This window comes from Nocardia arseniciresistens, assembly GCF_046764875.1.
GTDB lineage: Bacteria > Actinomycetota > Actinomycetes > Mycobacteriales > Mycobacteriaceae > Nocardia > Nocardia arseniciresistens.
On record NZ_JBKORD010000001.1, the window covers coordinates 211,848 to 230,426 of the forward strand.

16 protein-coding genes are annotated in these 18,579 nt (G+C 65.9%); 10 read left to right on the forward strand and 6 right to left on the reverse strand.

Annotated elements, in window-relative coordinates; translation table 11 throughout:
• Positions 1 to 104: 104 nt before the first annotated feature.
• Positions 105 to 740 carry a TetR/AcrR family transcriptional regulator gene (locus ACLMAJ_RS00955; protein ID WP_412011509.1) on the reverse strand — a complete coding sequence of 212 codons (636 nt, stop codon included), beginning with the start codon at positions 738 to 740 and terminating at the stop codon, positions 105 to 107.
• Between the two features lie 68 nt (positions 741 to 808).
• On the opposite strand from ACLMAJ_RS00955, the gene ACLMAJ_RS00960 reads away from it, so the two are divergent.
• The 4 genes from ACLMAJ_RS00960 to ACLMAJ_RS00975 all read left to right on the forward strand — a co-directional run bounded on the left by ACLMAJ_RS00960 (position 809) and on the right by ACLMAJ_RS00975 (position 6,102).
• Positions 809 to 2,344, forward strand: a complete 1,536-nt coding sequence (locus tag ACLMAJ_RS00960) for a flavin-containing monooxygenase (RefSeq protein ID WP_412011510.1) — start codon at positions 809 to 811, stop codon at positions 2,342 to 2,344.
• On the forward strand, positions 2,341 to 3,171 hold the full coding sequence (locus tag ACLMAJ_RS00965) for an SDR family NAD(P)-dependent oxidoreductase (RefSeq protein ID WP_412011511.1): 831 nt from the start codon (positions 2,341 to 2,343) through the stop codon (positions 3,169 to 3,171). Before ACLMAJ_RS00960 ends, ACLMAJ_RS00965 begins: the two co-directional genes overlap by 4 nt.
• A 22-nt stretch (positions 3,172 to 3,193) precedes the next feature.
• On the forward strand, positions 3,194 to 4,126 hold the full coding sequence (locus ACLMAJ_RS00970) for an alpha/beta hydrolase (RefSeq protein ID WP_412011512.1): 933 nt from the start codon (positions 3,194 to 3,196) through the stop codon (positions 4,124 to 4,126).
• Positions 4,127 to 4,308: 182 nt separating this feature from the next.
• Positions 4,309 to 6,102, forward strand: coding sequence for an AMP-dependent synthetase/ligase (locus ACLMAJ_RS00975; protein WP_412011513.1), 1,794 nt, complete (start codon positions 4,309 to 4,311; stop codon positions 6,100 to 6,102).
• A gap of 60 nt (positions 6,103 to 6,162) precedes the next feature.
• Here ACLMAJ_RS00975 and ACLMAJ_RS00980 read toward each other — a convergent pair whose 3' ends face one another.
• Positions 6,163 to 7,032 (reverse strand): alpha/beta fold hydrolase, encoded by an 870-nt coding sequence (locus ACLMAJ_RS00980; protein WP_412011514.1) that lies wholly within the window; start codon positions 7,030 to 7,032, stop codon positions 6,163 to 6,165.
• 88 nt (positions 7,033 to 7,120) lie between these two features.
• On the opposite strand from ACLMAJ_RS00980, the gene ACLMAJ_RS00985 reads away from it, so the two are divergent.
• Both ACLMAJ_RS00985 and ACLMAJ_RS00990 read left to right on the forward strand, forming a co-directional pair.
• A complete protein-coding gene (locus ACLMAJ_RS00985) occupies positions 7,121 to 7,690 on the forward strand; it encodes a CGNR zinc finger domain-containing protein (RefSeq protein ID WP_412011515.1) in 570 nt (189 codons plus the stop codon).
• A gap of 222 nt (positions 7,691 to 7,912) precedes the next feature.
• On the forward strand, positions 7,913 to 9,667 hold the full coding sequence (locus tag ACLMAJ_RS00990) for a molybdopterin-dependent oxidoreductase (protein WP_412011516.1): 1,755 nt from the start codon (positions 7,913 to 7,915) through the stop codon (positions 9,665 to 9,667).
• 116 nt (positions 9,668 to 9,783) lie between these two features.
• Here ACLMAJ_RS00990 and ACLMAJ_RS00995 read toward each other — a convergent pair whose 3' ends face one another.
• From ACLMAJ_RS00995 to ACLMAJ_RS01005, 3 genes are all read right to left on the reverse strand, one after another.
• On the reverse strand, positions 9,784 to 11,259 hold the full coding sequence (locus ACLMAJ_RS00995; RefSeq protein ID WP_412011517.1) for a DHA2 family efflux MFS transporter permease subunit: 1,476 nt from the start codon (positions 11,257 to 11,259) through the stop codon (positions 9,784 to 9,786).
• 54 nt (positions 11,260 to 11,313) lie between these two features.
• Positions 11,314 to 12,009, reverse strand: coding sequence for a PadR family transcriptional regulator (locus ACLMAJ_RS01000; RefSeq protein ID WP_412011518.1), 696 nt, complete (start codon positions 12,007 to 12,009; stop codon positions 11,314 to 11,316).
• A gap of 284 nt (positions 12,010 to 12,293) precedes the next feature.
• The gene (locus tag ACLMAJ_RS01005) at positions 12,294 to 13,250 is read right to left on the reverse strand and encodes a glycine betaine ABC transporter substrate-binding protein (protein ID WP_412011519.1); all 957 of its coding nucleotides are present in this window, start codon (positions 13,248 to 13,250) and stop codon (positions 12,294 to 12,296) included.
• A 155-nt stretch (positions 13,251 to 13,405) separates the two neighbouring features.
• Between ACLMAJ_RS01005 and ACLMAJ_RS01010 the strand changes: the two genes are divergently transcribed.
• The 4 genes from ACLMAJ_RS01010 to ACLMAJ_RS01025 are packed head-to-tail and all read left to right on the forward strand — an operon-like array spanning position 13,406 to position 16,911.
• Positions 13,406 to 14,344, forward strand: coding sequence for an ABC transporter substrate-binding protein (locus ACLMAJ_RS01010; RefSeq protein ID WP_412012000.1), 939 nt, complete (start codon positions 13,406 to 13,408; stop codon positions 14,342 to 14,344).
• Between the two features lie 40 nt (positions 14,345 to 14,384).
• Positions 14,385 to 15,536, forward strand: coding sequence for an ABC transporter ATP-binding protein (locus ACLMAJ_RS01015; protein ID WP_412011520.1), 1,152 nt, complete (start codon positions 14,385 to 14,387; stop codon positions 15,534 to 15,536).
• Complete coding sequence (locus ACLMAJ_RS01020) at positions 15,533 to 16,201, forward strand: ABC transporter permease (RefSeq protein WP_412011521.1); 669 nt, start codon at positions 15,533 to 15,535, stop codon at positions 16,199 to 16,201. The genes ACLMAJ_RS01015 and ACLMAJ_RS01020 overlap by 4 nt, the downstream gene beginning before the upstream one ends.
• Positions 16,198 to 16,911, forward strand: coding sequence for an ABC transporter permease (locus tag ACLMAJ_RS01025; protein WP_412011522.1), 714 nt, complete (start codon positions 16,198 to 16,200; stop codon positions 16,909 to 16,911). Before ACLMAJ_RS01020 ends, ACLMAJ_RS01025 begins: the two co-directional genes overlap by 4 nt.
• A 66-nt stretch (positions 16,912 to 16,977) precedes the next feature.
• Here ACLMAJ_RS01025 and ACLMAJ_RS01030 read toward each other — a convergent pair whose 3' ends face one another.
• Positions 16,978 to 18,174 carry an NAD(P)-dependent malic enzyme gene (locus ACLMAJ_RS01030; protein ID WP_412011523.1) on the reverse strand — a complete coding sequence of 399 codons (1,197 nt, stop codon included), beginning with the start codon at positions 18,172 to 18,174 and terminating at the stop codon, positions 16,978 to 16,980.
• Positions 18,175 to 18,579 lie beyond the last annotated feature (405 nt).

The following is an 18,579-nucleotide window of genomic DNA, read 5'->3' on the forward strand; positions in this document are numbered from 1 at the left end:
GTCCAGTTCCATCCGCTGCGCGAAGTTGGATGACCGTCGAGCCGGGCCGAAAGCAATATGCCTTCGAGATCTCGGAGAGTGCGGATCCCGACAAGTGGCGTGAATCAGTTGCGGAGAGCCGCAGACAGGGCGGGGCTGAGCGAAAGCGCGAGGGCCAGGAGTGATTCGACGAGCAAGTCGACTAGTTCCTCGCGGGTGATCGGTTCGTCGCGAAGCCAGCTGAGGGTGGTTTCTTCCACGAAGGCGATCCAGCCTCGGATGGCCAGCAGTAGGCGCGGGCGGTCGGTGTCGTCGACGGGGACGGGGGCCTCGGTGAGGATGATGCCGACGATGGCCTCGCGGGTTTCCTCGACGAGGGTGACCAGCAGTGGGCTGGTGCTGGCGGGACCACGCAGCAGCGCCAGGTAGGACGTGCGGTTCTCGCTGACATAGGCGATATAGCGGTCGATCGAGTCGCGCAGCATGTCGAACACGCCGAGCGAGCGATCGGGGGCTACGCGTTCGAGTAATTCGGCGTTCGCATGGTGCACGATCGCGAGCTGGAAATCCTGTTTGGTCGGGAAGTAGTGGAACAGCAGGCCGCGGGAGATGCCCGCCTGTTCGGCGATCTCGGTGATGGAGATGTCTTCGATCGCTCGATCGCCGAGCATCTTGGCGCCCAAGGTAATCAGCTGTGTGCGGCGCTCGCCCGGGCTGAGCCGGGTGCGCTTCACGGTCCCGCCGGTGCCTTTGCTACTCACGTCGCCATCCTACTGAACGGTAGTCAATACTGTTGACTCGTGCTCAATAAGACCGTACGCTCCTCTACATGAGTCGCAAGGTTACAGACAAAGCTGTCGCCAACCGCCCCGCCCGCCATGTCAAGACGATCATCATCGGCAGCGGGTTCGCCGGTCTCGGCCTGGCCATTCGATTGAGCCAGCAAGGCCGCAACGATTACCTGGTCCTCGAGCGCGGCAGCGATGTCGGTGGCACCTGGCGCGACAACACCTACCCGGGTGCTGCCTGCGACGTGCCATCACACCTGTACTCGTACTCCTTCGCGCTCAACCCGGACTGGACGCGCTCGTTCTCCAAACAGGGCGAGATCCAGCAGTACATCCAGGGCGTCGCGGCGAAGTACAAGGTGCGCGACAAGCACCTCTTCGACTGCGATGTGACCGCCGCGCGCTGGAACAACGACACCTCCTGGTGGGAAATCGAATCCAGCAAGGGCAGTTTCACCGCCGACACCGTGGTCTCCGCGGTCGGCGCGCTGTGCGAGCCCGCGCTGCCGGATATCAAGGGCATCGGCAACTTCAAGGGCGAGGTTTTCCACTCCGCCCGCTGGAACCACGACGCCGACCTGACCGGCAAGCGCGTCGCGATCATCGGCACCGGCGCCTCCTCCATCCAGATCGTGCCTTCCATCGCACCCAAGGTCGCTCACCTCGACGTCTACCAGCGCACCGCGCCCTGGCTACTGCCCCGCATGGACCGGCCGTACACGTTGCCGGAGCGATTCGCCTTCAAGCGCATCCCCGGTTTCCAGCGCCTCGCGCGCGCGGCCATCTACGCGGTCCGCGAGACCCAGGTCGTCGGCCTTGCCAAGATCCCCGCGCTGATGCAGGCGTTCGAGCTGATCGCACGGGCCAAGCTGAAGCATGAAATCCGCGACCCCGAGCTGCGCGCCAAGGTCACCCCGAACTTCCGGATCGGCTGCAAACGCATGCTGATCTCCAACGAGTACTACCCCGCGCTCGGCCGCGACAACGTGGATGTGGTCACCGACGGCATCGCCGAGGTGCGCGAGAATTCGATCGTCACCAAGGACGGCACCGAGCGCGAGATCGACGCGCTCATCGTGGCGACCGGCTTCCACGTCACCGATTCCCCCGCCTACAACACCATCGCGGGCAAGGACGGACGCACCCTCTCCGAGGTCTTCGACGAGATCGGCCAGCAGGGCTACAAGGGCTCGTCCATCGCGAACTTCCCGAATATGTTCTTCCTGCTCGGCCCGAATGTCGGCCTCGGCCATACCTCGATGGTGTTCATGATCGAATCGCAGATCAACTACATCGCCGACGCGCTGGCCACCGTGGACCGGATGGGCCTGCGGACGGTCGAGGTGCGCCGTGACAAGCAGGACGCCTACAACGTGGAACTGAAGAATAAACTGGAAGGCAGCGTCTGGAACACCGGCGGCTGCTCCAGCTGGTACCTCGACAAGCACGGCAACAACACCACGTTGTGGCCGGACTTCACCTTCGAATTCCGTAGGCTGACAAAAACATTCGATGTCGCCGCCTACGAAACGACAAGCGGCAACTCCCGAAACAACCTGAAGGTGGTGGCACAGTGAGCAACGATGCTTACTTCAAGGGCAAGGTCTGCGTGATCACCGGCGCGGGGTCCGGCATCGGCCGTGCGCTCGCCGAGAACCTGGCCAGGCGCGGAGCAAAGCTCGCACTGTCCGATATCGATACCGAGGGCCTCGCCGAGACCGTCCGACGCTGTGCGGCACTCGGCGCCGAGGTGAAGTCGGACCGGATCAATGTGACCGAGCGCGAAGCGGTGCTGCTCTACGCCGATGCCGTGAAGGCGCACTTCGGCAAGGTCAATCAGGTCTACAACAACGCGGGCATCGCCTACCACGGCGAGGTGATTCGTTCGGAGTTCAAGGACATCGAACGCATCATGGACGTGGACTTCTGGGGTGTCGTCAACGGCACCAAGGCCTTCCTGCCGATATTGATCGAGTCCGGCGCGGGCCACGTCATCAATGTGTCCAGCCTGTTCGGCCTCATCGCGGTGCCCGGCCAGAGCGCGTACAACGCGGCCAAGTTCGCGGTGCGCGGGTTCACCGAGTCGCTGCGCCAGGAGATGCTGGTCGGCAAGCACCCGGTGAAGGTGACCTGCGTGCATCCCGGTGGCATCAAGACCGCGGTGGCACGCAACTCCACCTACGCCGAGGGCATCGACGGCAAGAAGGCCGCGGCGATGTTCGACGCGAAGCTGGCCATCCATACCCCGGAAATGGCCGCACAGACCATCACCGAGGGTGTCCGAAAGGGCCACGGGCGAGTGCTGATCGGCTGGGAGGCGAAGGTGCTCGACCTGTTCGTCCGTATCACCGCCTCCGGTTACCAGCGCATCGCCGCCACGGTGAACCGCCCGTTCCTACCCTGATCTCCAGCGTCGAGGAAAAACCATGCGCGACATCAACCTTCCGCTGCCCCTCGCGCGGGCGGTGCTGCACTCGATCTTCCGAATCACGCTGAACCAGCGGTTGCCGTGGCGGTTGCAGCGCCTGCTGCTCGACGCCGGTGCTGTCGCACAGCTGGTGCCCGCGGGGACGCATGTGCACCGGCTCAGTCTCGGCGGCAGGCCCGCCGAACGGATCACCGCGGGCCCCGAGCGTGGCCACGGTGCCGATGCGCGTGGCGCGGTGCTCTATCTGCACGGTGGCGGTTACGCGGTCGGCTCGTTCGCGACGCACCGTTCGCTGGCCGCCCGGCTCGCGCACGAAACCGGCTGCACGGTCTACGTTCTCGGTTATCGGCTGGCACCGGAGCACCCCTTCCCCGCCGGACTCGACGATGCCGAGATGGCGTTCCTCGAGCTGGTCGAGAGCGTGGGCTACCGCCCGGACCAGATCGCACTCGCCGGTGATTCGGCAGGCGGCGGATTGTCGCTGGCCACCGCGCAGCGGCTGATCGCCCAGCACGGGCACACCCCCGCCGCGCTCGGACTGATCGCACCGTGGGCCGATCCGAACCAGATCCCCGAGCGCGAACGCGATCTGGTGATCAGCAGGCCGTGGTCACGCGCATGCGCCGCCGCCTATCTCGGCAACGGCGATGCGTCCGACCCCGGCTACGCGCCGCTGACCGGGAAACTACACGGTCTGCCGCCGACCTATATACAGGTCGACAAGAGCGAGCTACTGCACTCCCAGTGCGTCGAATTGGTTGCCGCCCTGCGGGCCGCAGGCGTGCATGTCCGGTTCACCGAGTCGCAAGGCCTGTGGCATGTGGCGCAGTTGCAGGCGGCGCTCGTCGAACCCGCCGCCGCGGCGGTGACCGAGCTGGCCGAATTCCTGCGCGAAGCGATTCAGCCGGTCTCTATGCGCGAGTTGAAATAGGCGGTTGACGCGCCGCCTACGGACCAACGCGAGTCCCAGGACGGACCGAGACCCGCTGCGTACGATTGAGGCCTTGATCGGGCCGCTATTTCCAAATCAGACCACTTTTCGGTGGTCGCGAGGATGACCCGGTCTCAGGTGTCGTAGATTACCTGCGAGTAACCCCACGTGGAAGGGCACTGATGCGAGAGTTCGAAGTCCCGGCTTCCTACACCATTCCGGAAGACGCGAACAATTCCGATAACGTCTTCCGGCACGCCGAGCAGTCGCCGGGCGCGGTGCTCTTCAATATCCAGGACGGCAACGGTGGCTTCACCGATGTGACAGCCGCGGATTTCGCGAAGACGGTCACCGGTGTCGCCAAGGGCATCATCGCCTCGGGTATCGAACTCGGCGACCGCGTCGCCATCATGGCGCCCACCCGCTACGAGTGGGTCGTGCTCGACTTCGCCACCTGGGCCGCGGGCGGCTGCACCGTCGCCATCTACGACAGCTCCGCCGCCGAGCAGGCCAAGTGGATCCTGCAGGACTCCGCGACCAAGCTGCTCGTTGTCGACAGCGACAAGCACCGCGCGGTCATCGACGAGATCGACGCGGGCGCACTGACCGATCTGAAGGAAACCCTTCAGATCGGCAAGGGCGCGATCGATGAGCTGATCACCCGTGGCGCCGACCTGGACGACGAGGCCGTGCATACGCGCCGCGCGCAGGTCAACGCGGCCTCCCCCGCGACCCTGATCTACACCTCCGGAACCACCGGACGTCCCAAGGGCGTCATGCTCTCGCACTCGAACCTCTGGGCCGAGTCGAAGTCCGACCGGATCGCGCTCGGCAAGTACGTGACCGCGGGCAAGAAGACGCTGATGTTCCTTCCGCTCGCGCACGTCTTCGCGCGCGCGGTAACGCTGGCTGCGTTCGACGCCAAGGTCATCGTCGCCTTCACCTCCGACTGGTCCACCCTGGTCGAGCAGTTCGGCAGCTACCGCCCGCATTTCATCCTCGCGGTGCCCCGAGTGTTCGAGAAGGTGTTCAACGGCGCGAAGCAGAAGGCACACGACGGCGGCAAGGGCAAGATCTTCGACGCGGCCGCGGAGACCGCCATCGCGTGGAGCGAGGCCATCGACAACGGCGGCGCGGGCCTGGGTCTGAAGCTCAAGCACGCGGTATTCGACAAGCTCGTCTACAGCAAGTTGCGCGTCGCGCTCGGCGGGCAGTGTGAGGCCGCTGTCTCCGGCGGAGGACCGCTTGGCGCGCGCCTCGGCCACTTCTTCCGTGGCGTCGGCGTCACCATCTACGAGGGCTACGGGCTCACCGAGACCACCGCGGCCGTCACCGTCAACACCCCGGGCAACATCCGGGTCGGCACCGTCGGCAGGCCGATCGAGGGCCACGCGATCAAGATCGCCGAGGACGGCGAGCTGTTGCTGCGCGGTTCGGTGGTGTTCGACAGCTACTGGGGCAATGTCACAGCCACCGAGGAAGCCTTCGCCGACGGCTGGTTCAAGACCGGCGACCTCGGCGCCATCGACGCCGACGGGTACCTCACCATCACCGGCCGCAAGAAGGAAATCATCGTCACCGCGGGCGGCAAGAACGTCTCGCCGGGGCTGATGGAGGATTCGCTGCGCTCCCACCCGCTGATCAGCCAGGTGATGGTGGTCGGCGACGGCCAGCCGTTCATCGGTGCGCTGATCACCCTCGACCCGGAGGCGCTGCCCGGCTGGAAGGAACGCCACAGCCTGCCCGCGGATACCCCGATCGAAAAGCTGATCGAGAACCCGGAGCTGGTCGCGGAGGTCGACGCCGCTGTCGCCGAGACCAACAAGAAGGTGTCGCACGCCGAGGGGATCAAGAAGATCCGCATCCTGTCCGTCGACTGGACCCAGGAGACCGGCGAGCTGACCCCGAAAATGTCGCTCAAGCGCGCGGTTGTCATGAAGCAGTACGCCTCAGAGGTGGAGAAGATCTACAGCTGAGCTAGTCCTGGACGAAACGTGGCCCGCGACAGCAACTGTCGCGGGCCACGCTTTTCACCGCTATTCGGGGAGCCTGTCGAGGAAGTCGGCGATCAGTGGGGCGATGTCGGCGAGATGGGTTTCCAGGGCGAAGTGGCCGGTATCGAAGATGTGCAGCGCCGCATCGGGGAGATCGGCGAGGTAGGCGTGCGCGCCGGGTTCCGGGAAGAAGCCGTCGTTCGCGCCCCAGGTGATCAGTGCGGGCGGGGCGTACTTGCGCAGGTAGGCCTGCCATTCGGGGTAAGCGGCGACATTGGATTTATAGTCGAAGGCCAGTGCTACCTGAGCCTCCTTGCGGCCGGGCAGGTCGAGGAAGTGCTGATCGAGCAGCCAGCTCTCCGGGGAGATCACGCTGGGATCCGGGACGCCGCCTTCGTACTGGCCGCGGGTGCCCTCCAGGGTGAGCAGCCCTCGGATAATGTCCTCGGCGCCTTGCTGCTCCGGGGTCAGGGCAGCGAATTCCCGTGCACCGTCGGACAATCCGGCCTCGTAGGCGTTGCCGTTCTGTACCACGAGGCCCGCGACCCACTCCGGATGACGGGTGGCGAGGCGGAAGCCGACCGGGGCGCCGAAGTCAAAGAGGTACATCGAGAAGCGGCGCAGGCCGAGCTGCTGGACGAAGCCCTCCATCACGTCGGCGAGCCGATCGAAGGTGTACTCGAAGTCCGAGGGTGCGACGGTGTTGCCGAAGCCGGGGTAGTCAGGGGCGATCAGCCGGTATCGGCTGCCGAGCAGGTCGATCAGCCTGCGGAACTGGTGAGAGGCCGAGGGGAATCCGTGCAGCAACAACAGCGCCGGCGCGTCGGCACGGTCCGGGACGGACTCCCGGTAGAAGACCTGGACTCCGGCTACGTCGACGCTACGGTGCTCGACTCGAGGCAAGGCGTTCATCTGTTCACACGCTTTCTTGATGAGATGTTGCATTAGTTCTAACCGATGAGAACCTAATGTGTCAATGATTTGGAGTAGCATTAGAATCATGAGTGAATCCACTCCGCTGATCGGCGAGCCACTTGCGCTGGATCTGGTCAACACCGCACCGGATGGCCCCGACCTGCTGGATACGCCGGAGCAGCTGGCGCAATGGCTTGCGCTGCAAGCAGATCGACTGCACGGCATCGCGCACGAGCCGCCGACCGAGGCCGACGTGATCGCGGTTCGCGCGGTTCGCGCGGACACCGCCGCGACGCTCGCGGCATTGCTGGCAGGACAGCGCCCACCCGCCGCCGCCCTGCGCGGACTGGAAAAGGCCCAGGCCGGCGCGCCCTTGATCCGGGAACTCGACTGGAACGGCGACGCCGTGGTCGCGACCGGTCGTCGCCACGGCCCGCTCGGCGCTACCGCCGCGGCCGCGCTGGCCGAGTCCGCCATCGACCTACTCACCGACCCCTCGATCGGTAAGCTCAAACGCTGCGAAGCCGACGACTGCGTGCTGCTGTTCCTGCCGACCCACCCACGTCGGCGCTGGTGTTCGGCCCAACGCTGCGGCAACCGGGTCCGCGTCGCCCGGTACTACCAGCGGCACAAGCCCGAGAGCTCGGCGGATTGAATCCGCCTCCACCGGCGGCCCAAGCCCGACAGCACAACTGACCGAATTCGTATCGAATGGCCATGTGGACCAACCGCGTGCGCGCGGTTGGAGTCGGTCGCCGGTGTCAGCGCACCATCCGCGCGCGCCCAGGGGATTCGCCCGCGCCGTCGCACTGCGGGCTCGGGTGCACGTCACCGAATGGTCATCATTCATGCGCGAATGCGGCAGTAGGCTCCTTTTATGGCCGATCTACGGGTATTGCGCGTGGGGGCGGGGATCGTTTCCGCCGGGCTGGCGCTCGGCGTCGCCGAGCTGCTCGCGGCCTTCATGGGCCCCGAGCGCGCCCCGCTGGCCGCCCTCGGCAACACCGTGGTCGATCACACCCCCGACGGCCTGCGCGAGTGGGTCATCTCCACCTTCGGCACCAATGACAAAACGGTGCTCTACCTCTGTATGGGCGTTGTCGCGATAGTCGTCGCCGGGCTGGCAGGGGCCATCGAACGTACTACCCGCGCCGCGGGCTCCACCCTGCTCGCCCTCTTCGGCGTCATCGCAGCCGTCACGGCCGCCAACCGCACCGGCCTCGGCGGCGCCGTTCCCACCGTAATAGGCGTCGCCCTAGGCATTTACGCCCTCCGCACCCTGACCCGCCGCATCGACGAGGCAGCCGAATCCGCGGGCGCATCCCCCGCACACGCGGCAGACTCCAGCAGCTCGACCACACGCGAGGGCGGTGCGCCGGATGCATCCGCGGTGGCCGACGAATCCACCAGTGCGGCAACGCAGTCCACGCTCCCCCCAACAGCGGCGGCGGGTGGCGGTGTTGCCGCGGAATCGGGGAGCGCGGGCACCCGGCCCGACCCCGCGATGCAGTCGGCGAGCACTGCCGGGCACGGCGCGGCGGTGCCGCCGCGCTCGACAGCGACGCCGGAGCGACGGCAGGTTTTGCGTGGGCTCGCGATCACCGGTGGGCTCGCGGTGCTCGCCGGAGTAGGTGGACGATGGTTGGGCGCGCAACGGCATGACGTGTCGGGTGAGCGGGCGGCGGTGCAGTTGCCGGAGCCGAGTGCGCCGGAGGTGCCGCTTGCGCCTGGTGTCGATCTGCGACTGCCGGGGCTGACGCCGTACTTGACGTCGAATTCCGACTTCTATCGGATCGACACCGCGTTGATCGTTCCGCAGGTGTCCATCGATGACTGGTCGCTGCGCATCCACGGCATGGTGGATCGCGAAATCCGAATCAGCTGGGACGATCTCGCCGATCGGACCGCGGTCGAGAGCCTGGTGACACTGGCCTGCGTCTCGAATCCGGTGGGTGGCGATCTGATCGGCAACGCCCGCTGGCGCGGCTATCGCCTCGACGCGCTGCTCGCCGAGGCAGGCCCGCATCCCGACGCCGACATGGTGCTCTCGCACAGCATCGACGGCTTCACCGCGGGCAGCCCGCTGGCGATCCTCACCGACGGCCGCGACGCCTTGCTCGCGGTCGGCATGAACGGCGAACCACTGCCGGTTGCCCACGGCTACCCGGCCCGACTCGTCGTCCCAGGCCTCTACGGTTACGTCTCCGCCACCAAATGGGTGACCGAACTCGAGGTCACTCGATTCGACCGCGCCACCGCCTATTGGACCCGGCGCGGCTGGTCCGCCAACGGCCCGATCAAAACAGAGGCCCGCATCGATACCCCGCGTTCCCGAACCCGCATCAAGGCGGGCCCCAACCCCATCGCGGGCGTCGCATGGGCCCAGCACCGAGGCATCGAAGCCGTCGAAGTCCAAATCGACAACGGTGATTGGCAACCCGCCCGCCTATCCACCGAACAGTCCATCGACACCTGGCGCCAATGGGTCATCGACTGGACCGCCACCCCCGGCACCCACACCATCCGCGCCCGCGCCACCGACGGCACCGGCGAAACCCAAACCGCCGACCGCGCCGACGTAGTCCCAGACGGGGCCACCGGCTACCCCACCGCAACAGTTCAGGTGAGCTGACCGGCACACGCGGTCTCATCGCGCAGGTCGAGGGCGCCTCGGGCTGTCGGAGCTCGTGTGCTGAACCGCTCGTACTCCGTGAACGCAGCGTTCACGGAGTACGAAGTGGGCAGACCTCAGGCCGTGACGCTATCGGCTTCCGCAGGTGCGGACTCGGGTCCCGCGGCGGCGCCCTCGCCGTGGCGGATGAACAGGGCCGAGGCGATGACGCCGATGAGGAGGATGCCTGCGGGAAGCAGGATGGCCTGGCTCAGGGCGGTACTGAAGGCGTCCTTGACGAACTCCGGGACGGGGCCGCCGCTACCTTCGGAGATCTTGCCGCCGCCGAGGCCGTTGGCGGTCATCCTGGCTGCGACAAGGGCGCTGATCGCGGCGCTGCCGAGTACCGAGCCGACCTGGCGGGTGGTGTTGTAGACGCCCGCGCCCGCGCCCGCCAGCTGCACCGGCAGGTTGTGGGTCGCTGTCGAGGCCAGGGGTGCCCAGATGCAGGCATTGGCGAAACCGGCGAGCGCGGCGGCCAGCAGGAACCACATGATCGACGAGTGCGGCGTCATTGCCCACGAGAACCAGAAGACCGAGGCGGCGAAACCGACAAAGCCGATGGTCGGCACGACGCGCGGTTGCAACTTGTCGGAGTATTTGCCGATCAACGGCGCGAAGATGCCCGTGACGATCGCCATGGGCGCGAATACCAAGGCGGACTTGGTCGGTGACATCTCGCGCACCGCCTGCAAGTAGAAGTACAACGGCACCATCATCGAGGTGACCGCCGCGCCCATCGAGGCGATGGCCAGATTGGACAACCCGAAGTTGCGGTCGCGGAACAGGCGCAACGGCAGCAGTGGCTCACCGGAGTTGCGCGCCTGGTTGACCACGAACGCCACCAAGATCAGCGCACCGGCACCGATCATCAGCCAGATACGCAGCGACCAGTCGTAGGTGTTGCCCTCCTGGATACCGAATACCAGCAGGAACAGGCCGACGCCGCTGAGCAGCACACCGGGAATGTCGAACTTGTGCTGGTGCGTCGGCAGCGCGGGCACCAGCCAAACCGCCAGCGCGAAGGCGACGATGCCGACCGGCACGTTGACGATGAAGATCCACTCCCAGCCGAGACCGTCGACCAGCACGCCACCGAGGATCGGGCCGACCAGGGTAGCCAGACCGGCCACGCCGCCCCACAGCCCCATGGCCGCGCCGCGCTTGTCCGGCGGGAAGGTCCTGGTGATCACGGCCATGGTCTGCGGCGTCATCAGTGCGGCGCCGAGGCCCTGCACAGCGCGGGCCGCGATCAGCATCGTGATGGTTCCGGACAGACCGCACCACAGCGACGCGGCGGTGAATACCGCGAGGCCGATGAGGTACATGTTCTTGGGGCCGTAGCGGTCACCGAGCCTGCCCGTGACGAGCAGCGGCACGGCGTAGGTGAGTAGGTAGGCGCTCGTTACCCAGATGACCTGGGAAATATCGGCGCCGAGATCGAGCATGATGGCCGGGTTGGCGACCGCGACGATCGTCATGTCCAGCAGGATCATGAAGAAGCCGACGACGAGCGCGGTGAGCGCTAGCCACGGATTACGTTCGGTGGTCATGGATTTCGTTCCTATCTCGGATGTCTCCGGATGGCCGAGTTTCGGTGAGTGACATCAGGGCGTGCTCGTCCGCGCCGCACGTCGAGGTACCGGCGGCAACGCGGCATCCAACGCTTCAGTGGCTTCGGACCAGGCGTTGTGGTGTCCAGAGACCCGAACGCCGGTCGCGGGATCGAATTCCTCCCACTCCATCTCGCCGCTGTCGAGCTCGGCGATGAAGTCGCTGACCCAGGCGAGCTCGGCCGCGGCGGTGGCACGCAAGTACGTAAGCACGATCCAATAGCGGCGCGGCACCGCGTTGAGGCCCGCCCACCTGCCCATCGCCTCGAGGTCGGCGAGGTCGTGTTCCAGGTACGCGACGCGCTCACGCAACAGCGCGAGCACATCTACCTTCGGCAGGTTGTGCGCCTCCGCGAGCCCAACGGGGAACACCGGATACTCCGGCGCGGGGCTCCGCAGGATCTCGGTGATCCTGGCGCGCAACGCCTTTCGACCACTGTCGGTGATCCGATAGGTGGTGCGCTCCGGGCGGTTCCCTTCTCGATCGATACCATCGGCCCGCACAAGTTCCTGATCGGCGAGCCGCGCGACTGTGTGATAGAGCGAGCCGGGGCGCACCTTCACCAGGGCGTCTTCCCGGCGGGTGATCAGCATTTGATACATCTCATAGGGGTGCATGGGCCGCTCTTCGAGCAGCGCGAGCACAGAAATCGCCAATGGCGTCACCGCGAAGCGCCCCTGCTGCCCCATACCGATTACCTCCTGCCGATTCCCCGAGACCATGCACGGTAGCCACAGCTACCGACATACTCTCCGAGTTAATACTCCGCATGGAATATACGGCGCGGAACAGTTGGGCCGCAAGACGCTCGGTGCGTGCGAAAATGTGATCGGCGGCATACGTCAGCCACTCAGCGACGGCTGAGCGCGGCGAGCCGTACCTACCCCGACTCGGGCTGATGACCGGCATCTATGCGGGCGACTGCCCTGCACTGAGCGGCACGCGGCAAGACGCGAGCCGCGACAGACCAGGGCTACAGCGCGTGTTCGTCCAGCCAGGCGCGCGCTTCGTCAGCGGGGACGGCGCCGTCGCGTATTCGGCGGATCATGACGACGAGGTCATCGGTGGTCAGCTCGCCCGCGACGTAGTTCAGCTTCCGGAGCTGTATGTCACCGAGCAGACCCTTGCGATACACGGCGAGTACGTTCTGCGCACGGAATACGTAGTCCTCGTCGGACAGGATGGTCAGCCCGTCGGTCGCACCCGGAACGAGCGCGGGCGGTCCGGTCAGAACTCCGGCCTGGATCTCGCCATCCAGCAAGGCTTTTCGCAGGGTGGCGGCATCGGGAAAGGGTTTGGCTCCGGCGACGTCGCAACCGGACATCCCGAGTGGGGCCGAGGGCGAGCGCAGGACGCCAGGCACCGGAGCCACCCCGACTTCGAGTTCACCGCAGCGGCCCGCGAGATCACCGATGGACCGCAGCCGGTCGCGGGTCGCGACCGCCTCGGTCACCAGCATGCGCGGTCGCATGTCCGTGCCGTCGGCCGGATCGGAGACCGCGAGCCCCTCGGGCAACGACCGGTTCACCGCCTGGGTTACCGAGGGTTGCGGCACCGAGCCCGCCGCCACCGTGGTGGCTTCCTCCGGCTTGCGGGCCTTCGAATTGGTGTCGAGAAAGGCGAGTAGCTCGCCGCTGTGTTCACCGACCACCGCGATATCGCCCGCGTCCAACGCCGCGAAATAGTCCGCGCGATTGCCTAGATGTGATGCGACGGAAGCAGACACGCCGGTCCGAGACAGTGCCCCAGAATAGATTTCCGCAAGCAGATTCGATTCCATCGAATCGCCCGCGCCGACCACTATTGTGGTTCCCTTGTCATTGTTTCCACAGGAAACGACCAGCGTGAGGGCTGTGACGACCAATCCGCGAGCCAGCACCCGCCTCGACGCGGCCAACATCATCCGGTGATACCAACTCTCCGTAGCCAACAGGGACACCATGCAACGGGCAGTATGAACAACCAGAATGTACCGGTGGCCGTTGAGGCACGGCCCGCCGCACCGCTCGCCCTTGCCGGAAGGACCCTCAAGTGAAAACCACCATCTCCCCCGATGCCGTGCGGCACGGGCGATCGGCGCTGCGCATGACGCTGCGCGCCAGCCGCTTCCTCGTCGCTGCCACGGCGCTGGCCGCCGCCATGATCCTGTCCGCATGTGGCAATTCCGATCCACTCGCGGCGTCGGGCAGTTGCGAGGGTGACGGGCTCACTGTGGGCTCCGCGAACTTCCCCGAATCCGAGACCGTCGCCAATATCTATGCCGAAGTGTTGCGGGTCAACGGCTTCAAGGTCGACACGCGGCTCAATATCGGCAGCCGCGAGGCCTACGTCCCAGCGCTGCGCCAGTGCGCGGTCACGGTGATCCCGGAGTACAACGGCAACCTGCTGCAGTACCTGGACAAGAACGCGACCGCGACGAGCACCGCCGACATCGACAGCGCACTCACCAAGGCGCTCGGCCCGGATCTGGCCGTCGGTGCCTCCGCGCCGGGCCAGGATTCCGACGCGGTCGTGGTCACCAAGGCCACCGCCGAGCGCTGGAACCTGCACTCCATCGCCGATCTTGCCGCACATTCGGCCGAGGTGAAATTCGGTGCCCCCGCCGAGTTCCAGGAGCGGGCGGGCGGCCTGCCCGGGCTGAAAAAGAACTACGACCTCGTCATCGCAGGTGACAACTTCGTGCCGATCGCCGACGGCGGCGGGCCCGCCACGGTGCGCGCGCTGGTCGACGGCCAGGTCACCGCTGCCGATATCTTCACAACCTCACCGGCCATCACACAGAACAATCTTGTGGTCCTGGAAGATCCGAAGCACAACTTCCCTGCCCAGAACGTGGTCCCGCTGTTCAACGCGGCCAAGAAAACCGACAAGTCGATCGCTGCGCTCGACGCCGTATCCGCGAAGCTGACCACCGACGAGCTGATCAAGCTCAACGAGGCGGTCTCCGGCAGCAGCAAGACCGAGCCCAAGGCTGCCGCCGCGGCATGGGTCACCGCCCAGGGATTGAACAAGCCGGCCGGATAAAAGCGCGCCTTTTCCGTCCGCGCCGAATACAGGAGCCCGCGTGTCCGATATCGAATTCACCGGTATCAGCAAGACCTATCCGGACGGCACCCACGCCGTCACCGACCTCGATCTGCGTATCGAATCGGGGTCGTTCACCGTTTTCGTCGGCCCGTCCGGCTGCGGTAAAACCACCTCGATGCGAATGATAAACCGGATGATCCGCCCGTCCGCAGGCACGATCACCATTGCCGGACAAGATATTTCGACGATTGATCCGGTTAAGCTCCGGCTCGGTATCGGGTACGTGATCCAGAGCGGCGGGCTGCTGCCGCACCGCACCGTCGTCGACAATGTCGCGACGGTGCCGGTGCTGCGTGGTGATTCCCGTCGCGCCGCGCGTGCCGCGGTGCTCGAAGTGCTCGACCGAGTCGGTCTGGACCGTTCACTGGCCGGGCGGTATCCGGCACAGCTGTCCGGCGGGCAGCAGCAGCGCGTCGGGGTGGCGCGTGCCTTGGCCGCTGACCCGCCCGTGCTGCTGATGGACGAGCCGTTCAGCGCCGTCGACCCGGTGGTGCGCGGCGAACTCCAGATCGAAATGCAAAGGCTGCAGGCCGAATTGCACAAGACCATCGTCTTCGTCACCCATGACATCGACGAGGCGATCACTCTCGGTGATCGGCTCGCGGTGTTCGGTCGCGGCGGTGTGCTGCAACAATACGATTCGCCGCAGCGCGTGCTCTCCCAGCCTGCCACCGATTTCGTCGCGGACTTCGTCGGACGCGATCGCGGCTATCGCGGCTTGTCCTTCCGTGCCGCGAACAGCGTTCCACTGCACGAGATTCAGACCACAACCACTGATGGAGTCTCCAAACTTCGCCTGGAGCGCGGCGACTGGGTGCTGGTGGTCGACGCGAACGGCAGGCCCGTCGGTTGGATCGATGTGACCGGCGTCGAAGCGGTACGTGGCGGGCGGACGCTGTACGAAAGCATGTCGGCGGGCGGGTCGCTGTTCACGCCATCGGGTGATTTACGCCAAGCGCTCGATGCGGCGATTTCCTCGCCCGCCGGAATCGGTGTCGCCGTGGATGATTCGGGTGCCGCGCATGGGGGCGTGCTCGCCACCGAGGTCCTCGAGCAGCTCGCGGGGCAACGGGCGGCCGAAGACGCCGAACGCAATAGGCACTACTTCGAACAAGAAGCCGCGCAATGAAGTACCTGATCGACAACTTTTCGGAGATCATGGGGTTCACCAAGACTCACCTGTATTTGGCATTGGTACCGCTGGGGCTGGGTTTGTTGATCGCAATTCCGTTGGGCGCGTTGATTCGTCGGGTGTCCTGGCTGCGGCGTGTCACTGTGACGGTATCCAGCGTGGCCTATACGGTGCCGTCGCTGGCGTTGTTCGTGATCATCCCGCCGCTGGTGGGGATTTCCACCATCGATCCGATGAATGTGATCATCGCGCTCACTCTGTATTCGACCGCGCTGCTGGTGATCGCGGTGCCGACGGCACTGGATTCGGTGCCTGTCACCGTGATAGATGCCGCCGACGCCGTAGGATTCAGCCCACTGCGACGCACCCTGACCGTCGACATGCCGCTCGCCGTACCGGTTTTCGTGTCCAGTCTGCGCGTGGTCGTCGTCACCAATATCGCGATGGTGTCGGTCGGTGCGCTGATCGGTGTCGGCGGCCTCGGCAAGTTGTTCACCCAGGGCTATCAGCGTGACTACCCGGACGAGATCATCGCGGGCATCGTCGTGACGCTGGCGCTCGCCCTGATCTTCGACAGGCTGGTGTACGCCCTCGGCCGCTGGTCGACACCGTGGGCGCGGGCCGACGCAAGGGCCGCGAAAGCGAAAGGGGCGGCGGCATGAACCTTTTCCTCGAGGCCTGGCACTACCTCACCGATGGCGCGAACTGGAGCGGACCCACCGGCATCGAACACCGCATCGCCCAGCATCTTTGGTACAGCTTCCTCGCGGTCGCGGCCTCGGCCGTTATCGCGATGCCGCTCGGCCTGATCATCGGGCACACCAAGCGCGGAGCGGCGGTCCTCGTCGGTTTCGCCAACGCCATGCGCGCACTGCCGACCCTCGGCCTGCTCACCTTCCTGGTGCTGCTGATGGGCCTCGGGCTCACCCCACCGCTGCTCGCCCTGATCACCGTCGGTATTCCGCCGCTACTCGCGGGCGCCTACGCCGGAATCGCCAATGTCCCAGCGGATGTCGTCGATGCCTCGCGCGCTATGGGGATGACCGAAACCCAGATTCTGTTCCGTGTGGAGGTCCCCAACGCGCTGCCGATTCTGCTCACCGGCCTGCGCGGTGCCACCCTCCAGGTCGTGGCCACCGCGACCATCGCCGCCTACGTCAACCTCGGCGGTCTCGGTCGCTACATCTTCGACGGCATCGGCCTCTACCGCTACGACCGCGTCCTGGTCGGCGCCCTGCTGGTGGCCGTCCTCGCCATGTTCCTCGACGGACTGCTCGCCTTCACCGTCTGGGCGAGCGCACCCGGCACCGGCCGACTGCGCCGCTCGAACGTGGTCCTCACCCCGGCCGCTCTCCTGGGAACCTCCGACTGAACCACAGCAAAGGGCGCCTCGCTCCACATTGAACGAGACGCCCTTTGCTTATCGAACTATCGGCCGCTATGCGACACCCTCGGCGCGCGCTGCGGCAGCGACGGCCTCGGCGACGGCGGGGGCGACACGGGGGTCGAGCGGGCTCGGGACGATCTTCTCCGGGCCGAGCTCGTCGGCGACCACGCTCAGGATGGCGTCGGCGGCGGCGATCTTCATGCCCTCGGTGATTCGGCGGGCACCCGCATCGAGGGCGCCCTTGAAGACGCCGGGGAAGGCGAGCACGTTGTTGATCTGGTTCGGGAAATCGCTGCGGCCGGTGGCCACGATCGCGGCGTACTTACGCGCCACCTCGGGGTGGATCTCCGGATCCGGGTTGGACATGGCGAACACGATCGACTCCGGAGCCATCGAGGCGATGAGCTCTTCGGCGATCAGGCCTGCCGACAGACCGAGGAACACATCGGCGCCCGCGAGCGCCTCCGCGGCGCCACCGGTCAACCCGCGCGGGTTGGTGCGCTGGGACAGTTCGACCTTCACGTCGTTGAGATCGCTGCGGTCCTTGCTGACGATGCCCTTGGAGTCGAGCACGGTCACATCCTGCACGCCCGCGGCGAGCAAAATGTTCGTGCACGCGACGCCGGCCGCACCCGCGCCCGACACCACGACCTTCAGGCCCGCGATGCCGCGGCCCTGAACCTTGGCCGCGCCGTTGAGTGCGGCGAGCACCACGATGGCGGTGCCGTGCTGGTCGTCGTGCATGACCGGGCAGTCGAGCGCCTCGATGAGCCGCTTCTCGATCTCGAAGCAGCGCGGGGCGGAGATGTCTTCCAGGTTCACCGCGCCGAAGCTCGGGCGCAACCGGATGATCGTCTCGACGATCTCGTCGGAATCCTTGGTGTCCAGCACGATCGGAATCGAGTTGAGCCCGGCGAACTTCTTGAACAGCGCCGCCTTGCCCTCCATGACGGGCAGCGAGGCGCGCGGGCCGATGTCACCGAGACCGAGCACCGCGGTGCCGTCGCTGACCACGACCACTAGCCGGTCGGTCCAGGTGTAGCGCTTGCACAGCGCTTCGTCGTTGGCGATGGCACGGCTGACCTGAGCCACGCCGGGGGTGTAGGCGATCGAAAGGTCGCGCTGAGTTTCCAGCGGCGCGGCGAGTTCGACCGAGAGCTTACCGCCGAGATGGCCCGCGAAGATCTCTTCGTGAGTGATCTCAGAAAGGCTGGCAGTGGCATTCGGTGCGTCAGTCACAGATGACACGATTTCACTCCTGCTCGGGTCGGGCACAACCGGGAAACGGTTACCGCCGGGTATATAGGTGATAGGTGACTCATATCGCTCATCGAGTGCGCTGACCGGACGATTCGAGACGGCTTGCGCATGCGCAAAAGATGCCGATATCTCGATCACGTGGCGCGGCACTGATCCGCGGAGCGGGAGCCGGACGGGTAGGTCCGGACGGAACATGCGGAGAGATCTTCAGGTCGCGACGGTGCGTCGCGAGGCGGAGATCTCCGTGATTCCCGAACCCGGCGGTGGCATAGGTGGGGAATCCGACACATTCTGCCAGCCGGATCGACGTCTTGCCAAACCGGTGTGTCGAAATCCGGTCGCGCGCCATTTCCCCAGGGTAAGTCGCCGGAATTACCCGCAGGTAAGCGGAAA

What these genes read in the sequence shown, in the direction of transcription:
- ACLMAJ_RS01020 (WP_412011521.1), top strand. Translation starts at nt 15,533, where the DNA reads ATGAAGTACCTGATCGACAACTTTTCGGAGATCATGGGGTTCACCAAG.
- ACLMAJ_RS01025 (WP_412011522.1), top strand. Translation starts at nt 16,198, where the DNA reads ATGAACCTTTTCCTCGAGGCCTGGCACTACCTCACCGATGGCGCGAAC.
- ACLMAJ_RS00985 (WP_412011515.1), top strand. Translation starts at nt 7,121, where the DNA reads ATGAGTGAATCCACTCCGCTGATCGGCGAGCCACTTGCGCTGGATCTG.
- ACLMAJ_RS01000 (WP_412011518.1), bottom strand. Translation starts at nt 12,009, where the DNA reads ATGGGGCAGCAGGGGCGCTTCGCGGTGACGCCATTGGCGATTTCTGTG.
- ACLMAJ_RS00960 (WP_412011510.1), top strand. Translation starts at nt 809, where the DNA reads ATGAGTCGCAAGGTTACAGACAAAGCTGTCGCCAACCGCCCCGCCCGC.
- ACLMAJ_RS00990 (WP_412011516.1), top strand. Translation starts at nt 7,913, where the DNA reads ATGGCCGATCTACGGGTATTGCGCGTGGGGGCGGGGATCGTTTCCGCC.
- ACLMAJ_RS01010 (WP_412012000.1), top strand. Translation starts at nt 13,406, where the DNA reads ATGACGCTGCGCGCCAGCCGCTTCCTCGTCGCTGCCACGGCGCTGGCC.
- ACLMAJ_RS00995 (WP_412011517.1), bottom strand. Translation starts at nt 11,259, where the DNA reads ATGACCACCGAACGTAATCCGTGGCTAGCGCTCACCGCGCTCGTCGTC.
- ACLMAJ_RS00975 (WP_412011513.1), top strand. Translation starts at nt 4,309, where the DNA reads ATGCGAGAGTTCGAAGTCCCGGCTTCCTACACCATTCCGGAAGACGCG.
- ACLMAJ_RS00970 (WP_412011512.1), top strand. Translation starts at nt 3,194, where the DNA reads ATGCGCGACATCAACCTTCCGCTGCCCCTCGCGCGGGCGGTGCTGCAC.
- ACLMAJ_RS00980 (WP_412011514.1), bottom strand. Translation starts at nt 7,032, where the DNA reads ATGAACGCCTTGCCTCGAGTCGAGCACCGTAGCGTCGACGTAGCCGGA.